This is a genomic window from Chloroflexota bacterium (assembly GCA_013152435.1).
GTDB lineage: Bacteria > Chloroflexota > Anaerolineae > DUEN01 > DUEN01 > DUEN01.
In genome coordinates this window covers 132,030-137,614 of sequence record JAADGJ010000061.1, presented here as the reverse complement: position 1 = coordinate 137,614, position 5,585 = coordinate 132,030, and the positions used below count along the sequence as shown (strand labels likewise).

The following is a 5,585-nucleotide window of genomic DNA, read 5'->3' as shown; positions in this document are numbered from 1 at the left end:
GGGGTTTGGTTCTTTACTTTCTCTACTTTACCCAAGGCGTTCCCTTTTGACTAGTCCCTTCTCCAAAAAGCCAAACTTCAGGGAGGGGCTAGCGCCCCTCCGGAAAAACCGTTTTTTTCCCCGCCCTTTACCGGCCTCGCCTTGCCCTGGGGAAACCCATCTGGCAGGGCGAGGCCGGTTGGGGATGGGGGTGTGTTGTTCATGAGCAAATGGGGGTATGACTCTACAAGCAACTACAGAAGGGGGAATGATGGGTGGCTTCAGCGACTACGATAAGTACGATGGGCTCGGCCTGGCCGAGTTGGTGCGCAAAGGAGAGGTCAGGCCGATCGATCTGGTGGAGGAGGCGATCAGCCGCATTGAGCGGTTGAACCCACAGCTCAACGCAGTCATCCATAAGATGTATGATCGGGCACGGGAGGCCGCTGAGGGGACGCTCCCCGAGGGTCCCTTCCGGGGCGTTCCGTTCCTGCTGAAGGACGTCGTGACCCTCTATGCGGGTGAGCCCATGCGCAGCGGCAGCCGGTTCCTCCGAGATTTCGTGCCCGACCACGATAGCGAGCTGGTGCTGCGGCTCAAGGCGGCCGGCCTCGTCTTCCTCGGAAAGACCAATGTGCCCGAGATGGGGCTACTACCGACGACCGAGCCGGAGCTGTTCGGCCCCACCCGAAACCCGTGGGATCCGGGCCGTACGCCGGGGGGCTCCAGCGGTGGGGCTGCGGCGGCGGTGGCCGCCCGCATGGTGCCGCTGGCCCACGGGAACGATGGCGGCGGCTCCATCCGCATCCCGGCCTCCTGTTGTGGCCTATTCGGCTTCAAGCCGACCCGGGGACGCACCCCTCTGGGGCCTGATGTCGGCGAGGTGTGGCATGGCCTGACCTGCGAGCACGCGCTGACCCTCTCCGTGCGGGATAGCGCCGCCTTGCTCGATGCCACCGCCGGGCCCGATGTGGGCGCGCCTTATTACGCCCCGCCGCCATCACGCCCCTTCCTGGAGGAGGTCGGGCAGGACCCTGGCAGGTTGCGTATCGCCTTCACTACCAAGCCGTTCCTGGGCGATGCCGTGCATGAGGATTGTGTGAAGGGGCTGGAGGAGACCGTTCGGCTGTGTCGAGATCTGGGCCACGAGATGGTGGAGGCGGCGCCGGAGGTGGATAAGGAGCCGTTTGCCGAGGCGTTCCTGACCCTGGTGGCGGGGAACCTTCGGGCTGACATCGAGGCGGCCGAGGCTCTGGTGGGGCGCAAGGCGAGGGCTGAGGACTTCGAGCCCGCTACCTGGGCGCTGGCGTTGATGGGGGGACAGATCCCCGCCTCGAAGTTCTCCGCCTCGTTGCGTCTGCTGCAACAGGCCGCTCGCCGAATCGGCCGGTTCTTCGAGGAGTATGACGTGCTGCTCACCCCGACGCTGGCATCGCCGCCCCTGCCGCTCGGCGCGCTGCATCCGGAGCCCGTGGAGATGTTCGCCATGAGGCTGTTGGGGAGGCTGGGCGCCGGGCGGCTGTTGGATCTGTTGGGTGGGATCCGCAAGGCCGCTCAGCAGTCGTTCTCGTTCGTCCCGTACACTCCGTTGGCCAACGTCACCGGCCAGCCCGCCATGTCGGTCCCGCTGTATTGGAGTGATGAGGGGTTGCCTATCGGCATGCACTTCATGGGGCGCTATGGGGATGAGGCCACGCTCTTCCGGCTGGCGGGCCAGTTGGAGCGGGCGAGGCCCTGGTTCGATCGCAGGCCGCCCATCTGCGGATAACGGTCGAAGGGGCCCGGTTTGGGGTAGGGGCACGGCCCCGTGTCATGCGACGTAAAGTCGGGTGACACGCCGCCGTGCCTCTATAGCTACATGTCCCACAATCCTTCCGCTCACGACAACGCGTCGAGCAGAGCCTTTGCCTCCTTTAGGTCTATGATATCGAATCCTTCAGTAAACCAGCCGTAGGCCTGCGCCAGCAGTTGTCGGGCTTTTTCGCTCTTGCCCTGGCTCCACCACAGCCGGCTCAAGCTCGTCACCGTCCGCAGTTCCACTAGCTTCGCACTCCGCTGGCGGGCGATCTTGATGGCTTGACGGAAGCAGGCTTCGGCCTCGGCTTGATTCTCATCGGAGAGGGCCAACAGGTGTTCTCCCTTGAGGCGATATAGATCTGCGAAGGAACAAGCCTCTCCGTTTTCGTGCGCCGTGGCCAGGGCCTCGTCCAGCAGTGCAAGCGCCTCCTCGATCTGCCCCGCTTTCGCGCGCGCTTCGGCTAACATGCTCAGGGCGTGTGGGCGGCCAATGCCGATCCCCATGGATCGGGTGGCATCCAGTCCCTGGGATATCAACTCGGTTCCCGCTTCAACCTGCCCTTGTTCCATCAGCGCCCAGCCGCGTAGCACTGTGCCAAACGTCCACCAAAACGCGAATCCCCGTTTGGCCGAGAGGTCGATGGCTGCCTCCGCCAGCTCTTTGGTTTCCGGCGCTTCACGGCGGAAATGGCGGAGCCAGGCGGCGAGGACCAGAGCATAGGCCAGGCTGTAGGGATGGGACAACGTCTGGGCCAGAGTGAGCGCCTCGCGGCTTCTGGCGAGGGCCTGGTCCGGATAGCCCAGATCCCACAGCGCCCAAGCCGAATAGCCCCGGCAACCCACCCCCTCATCCTGGCCGCAAAGCAAGGCATAAGGGCGGTGCCGTTCGGCGTCATAAAGCGCTATTCCTCGCTCGAAATGCTCCAGGGCCGGTGCAAACTCTCCCAGGAAGAACAGCGTGGTCCCCATCATCCGATAGGCCGGCACGAGGAGGGAGGGGTCCGCTTGGCGATGTGCCAGCTCCAGGCACTGCTCCGCCAGGTCGCGTGACGTCTGCAGCTCCGCCCGTGCCAGGTAAAACCGATGTAGCCCGTGCAGCACCGGGAAGAGCTGGGGAGTCTCGCCCGCCTGACGACATAGCACTCGCGCCCGGGCGTAACATTCTCCGACTTCCGGAGCCGTGTAGCCCTTGGTGGCGAGCAGCGCGTTGCCCAGGAGAACCTGCAGGGCAAGCTCTTGACGGGTGTGCTCCGGACCCTCTGGCAGCGTCTCGAGCAGGCTCAACGCCTTGGTGAAATGTGCGATAGCCTCTTCGTGAGCCGAGAGTCGTACCGCCCTTTCTCCGGCCTGGCGTAGGTACTCGACTGCTTTGTCCGCGATCCGCGCCTCCTCAAAGTGCCGGGCCAACGAGACGCAGATCTCTCCCGCCTGATCTCCGTACAGCTCCTCCAGAGTGTAGCCCACCTCCTCGTGGAGGGTCACCCGCTCTACCTCGTCCAGACGATTGTACAGATACCTCTGGAACAGATGGTGTCGGAACCGGTAGCGAGATAGGCGCCGATCTCCCACCCGCTGGATGCCCTGGGCTCTCACCAGGCGGTGCCGCTTTTCCAGCTCGTTGCTCAAGCGCTGCACCATGTCCCATTCATCGGTCGCCCGAACACGAGCCACCACCTCGGCCGTGAACTCCTCGCCCTCCACGCTGGCGACGGTCAGGATCGCCTGCAACTCCTCGGGTAGCCGGCTGATACGTTCGGCGATCGTCGCCTCCACTCGCGCCGGCAGGGTCTCCCAGTCCAGCGTCGGCCCTTCCATCCAGCGGCCGGCCTCGTCTCGGACCAGGTCCCCCCGCTCCTGCATGCCGCGCAAGAGCTCGACGGTGAACAGGGGGTGGCCTCCGGTTTGCCGGTAGAGCGTATCCCGGAACGCAGCGCCCAATCGGTTGGGCTCGCTGTCCAGGAAGGCGTCCACGAACGCTCGATCCTCCGTTCTACCCAACTCCATCACGATGTCCCCGAAGTGACGCACAAACTCGTCGACGACGGGTTGCAGGGGATGCGGTTTCTCGCCTCGGCCGCTGGTGACCTCCTCCGATCGGTAGGCGCCCAGGATCAGGATGCGGCTGCCCGCCAACCGTCGGCCCAGGTGGAACAGCAGGCTGATGGTGCCGAGGTCGGCCCACTGCAGGTCGTCTAGCAGCAGCAGAAGCGGCGCCTGATGTGCCAGGGTCTGGAGCACCCGGGTGTACTGTCGGAAGAGATCGCTCTGCTGGGGATGCTCTGGATTGGGGGTGGTCGCCTTCCGTTCCACAAGCGCCTGTAGCCGATCCAGCCAGGCTCCACCATCGGATGCGTGGGTGGCCGCGCGGGCTGCCAGCGCGGCGCCGGGTACGAAGGTGTCGATCAGGTCCGGTCCGTCCTCCACCAGCGCGTGCACCACGAGGGGGAGGGTTTTCCACAGACGGTGAGCATGTTCGTGGGTGATCGTTCCCGCCCTCCACTGGGCTTCGACATCCCCGGAGAGCAGGTCCAGGATCTCTCGGAAGGGGAGGTAGGGATCTCCGATCCCCGTGTAAGCGTTGCAGTTTCCACCGGCGACGATGAGGTCCGGGTGGATCTCCTGGGCGCGATGGGCGAACTCCCGGATCAGCGTCGTCTTTCCCCAGCCGGCGCCGCCGGTGACGAAGACGACCCGCCCTCTTCCGCTCAGCGCCAGGTCGAGCTGCACCGACAGCCACTCCATCTCCCGGCTTCGAGCGACGAAATGGGATGGGGATTCCTCCATCCTCAAGGGGGAAGGACCGATCGTGAGCCGGGTTGAGGTCCGGTCCGCCGCACGGGGGATGTCCTCCCTTTGCTGGATCTGGCCAATGTCCCCGTCCCGAATCCGCTCATACAGCCTGGTCATCTCCGCCGTCGGCTTGATACCCATCTCATCGACCAGGATGCGTTGGTAAGCCTGATATTGCGCCAAGGCCTCGATCCGTCGCCCGCTGAGGGCCAGTAGATGCATCAGTTGCCGATGGGCCTCTTCCTGCCATGGATCCAGGCCTACCCATTGTCGGGCGTATTGAAGCGCCTTCTCGTGCTCGCCGCGCCTGGCATGGCATCGGACCAGGCGTTGCAGAGTGGTCGTGGCCAGGAGGTAGAGCCGCTCCCGTTGTAGCACACACCATTCCTCGAAGGGGGCGGCATCCTCTAACGAGAACTCCTCCAGGAAGTTGCCCTGGTATAACGCCATGGCCTGTTGTAATCGGGCAAGGCAGGGAGGGCAATCCTCCTCCTGTTGGTGGGAATGTTGCTCGCAAGTATCCAGCAGGGCGATGAACTCCGCCACATCCAGCCAGTGGTCGCTGGCCTTGTTGAATTGGATCGTCTCGCGCGTGATGATCAGGAAGGAAGGAGTCGCGTCGTAGTCTCCGATGGCGCGGCGCAGGCTAAGGAGCGCCTGGCTCAGGTTGTGCCGGGCGGTTCGTTCGGGTTGGTGGGGCCACAGCAGGCCCGCCAGCGTCTCTCGGCGATGGGGCTGGTCCGATTCCACGGCCAGGTAGGCCAGGAGCGCACGGGCCTTATTCGATTCAAATTGGGTGATCGGTTCTGTTCCCAGGCGGGCCTGGAAGGCGCCCAGCAGGGAGATCGAGAGGCGACTCATTGTCTATCGCGATCGGGTGTGGATCCTGGGTGCTTGGAACGTCCGATGGGCAACCGGAGTGACGCTCTTGTTGAGGTTTGGAAGCCGGATGTTCACCAGCGATATGTTGTGCTGATCGAGAGTCATGCAGGCTTTATCGAAATTATACCGCGATTGTA

General features: G+C 64.1%; 2 protein-coding genes. One reads left to right on the top strand and one right to left on the bottom strand.

From position 1 onward, the window contains the following. Positions 1-250 precede the first annotated feature (250 nt). Positions 251-1,747, top strand: a complete 1,497-nt coding sequence (locus GXP39_08790; GenBank protein NOZ28131.1) for an amidase — start codon at positions 251-253, stop codon at positions 1,745-1,747. Positions 1,748-1,857: 110 nt separating this feature from the next. Here GXP39_08790 and GXP39_08785 read toward each other — a convergent pair whose 3' ends face one another. Continuing rightward, positions 1,858-5,427 (bottom strand): AAA family ATPase, encoded by a 3,570-nt coding sequence (locus tag GXP39_08785; GenBank protein NOZ28130.1) that lies wholly within the window; start codon positions 5,425-5,427, stop codon positions 1,858-1,860. Positions 5,428-5,585: the final 158 nt, after the last annotated feature.

Coding starts and splice junctions, on each gene's coding strand:
- GXP39_08785 (NOZ28130.1), bottom strand. CDS start 5,427: ATGAGTCGCCTCTCGATCTCCCTGCTGGGCGCCTTCCAGGCCCGCCTG.
- GXP39_08790 (NOZ28131.1), top strand. CDS start 251: ATGGGTGGCTTCAGCGACTACGATAAGTACGATGGGCTCGGCCTGGCC.